Below are 3,717 nucleotides of genomic sequence, written 5' to 3'. Positions count from 1 at the left end.
GAAAATTAAAAAAAGAAAATAACCTGGGAAAACTCCCAGATAAGAAAAATTATATTTTTCTAAAGATTTCTAAACGCCATAGACAGTATAATATGTTTCATGCATTTTATCTTTATTTTTACCAGTTTGATGAGAGTTTTTCAACAGACTCAATATAAAGAAATATGCATCTCCACCTATATGGCCATTTTCTGTATGTAGTGTACCTTTCATCATTAAATCGAATGTATGTTCTAAAGATGCTGCTGTAACATTGAGTCCTGCATTTTGCAAGGCATAAGTGGCAATCAATACTGTTTCTTCAATGCTTGAATGATCAAGGTAAATTTCAACAAGCAAATCCCTGTACCAATAACTGTACTCCGGAAATTTAGTAAATTTTTTGCCTTCCTTATTAAGGAAAATATCACTGTATTTTTTAGCTTCCTTATTGAGGTATTCATGTGATTTGTGTATTTTCTGCATTTCATTTTTGTAGTATGAAGCATTCATCTCATCAGCATAGGTATTTAATGTTCCATCCATCATTTGTTTCAGCATGCCTTCAAGTCCAAGTAAGGTTACTTTTTTATATCCGTTGTCTCTTAATACGTGCATTGCAATTATTACAGTGTCTTCAAAGGAATAGTGTTTGTGAATCTCCAAAAGTAAGTCCATTTCAGAGAATGTTTTTCCGTTTGCATTTTTTGTGTATTGATGTTTCTGTAAGTATTTGCTGTATTTTTCAATGTCCGGTTTAAGATTTTTGTACTTGTCGCCAGTTGTTTTGATCTCTTTTGGAGTATCATCAATAATGTTTACAACTGATGGAGTTTGACCTGAAGTGTTTTGTGTTGAATTATCTATTATAATTGTTTGATTTTGTGCAGAGCCCTGAGTTGAATTTTGAATTGTTAAATTGCCAATATTATCTGCAGGCCCTGTAATGTTATCACGTGAAAATTCTTTAACAGAATCGCAAACCCCCGCATCATTGTTAATAGGTTCAGGAGAGGAATCAGTTATTTCATTCACATGATCTGCAACAGAATGACCAATATTATCATTTACATCGCTTTGACTATTATCTGCATAGTCTGCAACAGAATGATCGATATTATCGTTCACATCATCTGCATGAGTACTTATTTCATCAATACCGCATTGATTGTCAACCGCATGAGTTGAATCATCAATGGTGCCATTCATATCGGCAGCGGCTACACAGCCAAAACCGATGATTAAAACCAATAATGAAATTGAAATTAATGCTAACTTGTTCATTTTAAACGCCCTCCTAATTTTTTAGAAACTTGTTCTCTGCTTACTAGTATATTGGAGACCATATATAAAGATTTTCGAATGTAAGCACCAACTTACATCTTAAAATCATTGTAAAAGAATAAATAACAATTCAATAAGTAATCAAAGATTAATCTACTCGAAAATCAATGAAAGAATAGTTCTTAGCATGACATGAGATAGGCAAAATATGACAAAACAATGCATTACTCGAAATTATTTAAGTAAGTTTAAAAAAAAAGAAAAAGTTTAGTGAGAAAAAAATAATCTCACTAATTAATTGTTAATTTTACACTTTTACTTGCTGCATTATAGGTAGTATCACCGGCATATTTAATAACCGCAGCGAATTTACCCTTTTTGTTCAGGTTAGTAATTTTAAAGGTTGCTTGACCTTTAGCATTTGTTTTAGCAGTGTAAGTCTTACCGTTGACCTTCAATGTTACTTTTTTACCTGCACCGAAGTAAGTTTTACCGTCAGCAGATGCACATTTATTTGTTTTTAAGGTAACTGTGTATGTTTTTGTTTTAGTAGCTACTTTATAAGTTTTTGTAGGAGCTGAAATGCTAACTGGCTTTTTCACAATGACAATTAAGTATACTGCCATGCTTGCATTGTAGTCTTCATCACCCAAGAATGCTACAGCGAATGTGAGTCTGTTTGCATCTTTAAAGTTGATTTGTACACTAGTGAAACCAAATGCGTCAGTTGTTCTTTCACGCATTACACCATTAACTCCTATGAAGACCTTTTTGTTTGCAAGAGGGTTTCCGTTGAGGTCAAAGAGTTGTGTTTTGAAGTCTTGACCTCTTTCACCTGCGTAATATTCGACTGCATATTGTGTGTAGTTGTTTCCGATTATTTGTGTTGCCTGTCTTGCAGATACTACGCCTGTTAAGTCGATTGACATGTCAGTTGGTAAAATTGTGCCATTGCCCGCATAGTTGAGTTCAACGACTTTTCCAAAGACATCTTCAACAGTAAATACACCTTTTGCATCAGTAGTTACATTTGACACAGCACCATTGATTTTTACACCAATGACAGCGTTAGGCAATCCATCACCGGTAGGAAGTGTTAATATACCAGTGATTTTTCCGTCAGCAACAGTGACGTTTGTAAATCTGGTTGCGAACTCTTCAAGGTAAATAGTAGCAACTGCATGTGCACCGTTGTGTGTATCGTCACCGTCATAGACTACAACGACACTGTGTTCTCCGCCAGTTACTTCAGGGATTGTGTATGTTGCTGTTCCGTTTTCATCCAAATGAACAACATTTTCAACACCGTCAACAATAACAGAAACGTTACCTGTAGCGCCAGGGATACTTACCTCAACAGGGATATCGTCACCGGTTTTAATATCACCAGGAATATTTATTGTCACGTTAGTGTCTTCTTTTTGTTTTTCAGATATTGTAAACTCAGATGAAGTCGCATTGGAATAAAATTTATCATCACCCATGTAGGTTGCAACAACAGTGTAATTTCCGGCAGGTAAAACAACATCATAAACTGCCACACCATTATCAACAGCAATATAAACAGATTTACCACCAATATTAAATTCAATGAAACCAGTAGCGGCGCTATCAACTATAGCCACAATTGTTACATTATTTTCCACAGAACTAACATCAACTGAAATAGTAGTGTTTTGCAATTCAACAACCGGTTCGTTTACAGTAAATGAGGTAACAGTGGATGCATTATTGAAATTATCATCTCCTAAATAAGTTACAACTGCACTGTAATTTCCAGGAGCGAAATCGAAACTAAATACTGCTTCACCATTATTTACAGGAACAATGAAAGTCTGACCTAAAACAGCAATGGCAACATGACCAGTAGCTGCAGGATCAATAGATGTGGTAATTGTTACTGTATAATTGGCAACAGCAGATACTGCATCAATAGATGTATCATTTTTAACATGTCCGACAACGGTGAATGTTTCAGTGGTTGAATTCGGATTGAATTTATCATCACCAAGATAGGTAATTAAAACACTGTAATCACCAGCGGCTAAAACATCTTCAAGAACAGCTTTACCACCAATCACATCTGCATATAATGTATACTTCTCAGCACCACTAATTTCAAATCTGACAAGACCTGTAGCGGCAGGATCAACAGAAACAGTAATGGTTACGTTGTTTTCATTCAATGAAATCTCAGCAGTAATCTGAGTATCATTAAGAGAAATTTCGCTAACTTCGATTTCAATTTCTGTTGCATTTGCATTAAAGTCGTCATCTCCAAGGTAAGCTGCAGGGACAGTGTAATTTCCTGCTGGAAGAATCATATTTATGACAGCTTTACCATCAATTACTTCAGCAAAAATATTATTGCCGTTTAATGTGAATTTAACAAATCCTGTTGCGTTTTCATCAACGTTAACAGTAACAGTTACATCATAACCGTCTACAACAACA

The 3,717-nt window shown here is 34.9% G+C and carries 2 protein-coding genes; both read right to left on the bottom strand.

Annotated elements, in window-relative coordinates:
* Window positions 1–69: 69 nt before the first annotated feature.
* A complete protein-coding gene (locus ACKI2P_RS05510) occupies window positions 70–1,263 on the bottom strand; it encodes a hypothetical protein (RefSeq protein ID WP_407375767.1) in 1,194 nt (397 codons plus the stop codon).
* Between the two features lie 290 nt (window positions 1,264–1,553).
* Window positions 1,554–3,717: Ig-like domain-containing protein (locus ACKI2P_RS05505; protein WP_407375765.1), on the bottom strand; the 2,164-nt coding region annotated here is incomplete at its 5' end.

It is taken from the genome of Methanobrevibacter sp., assembly GCF_045541095.1.
Taxonomy (GTDB): Archaea; Methanobacteriota; Methanobacteria; order Methanobacteriales; family Methanobacteriaceae; genus Methanocatella.
Note: the sequence above shows the minus strand (reverse complement) of the source record. Positions and strands in the feature narration are given on the sequence as shown.

Coding starts and splice junctions, on each gene's coding strand:
- ACKI2P_RS05510 (WP_407375767.1), bottom strand. CDS start 1,263: ATGAACAAGTTAGCATTAATTTCAATTTCATTATTGGTTTTAATCATC.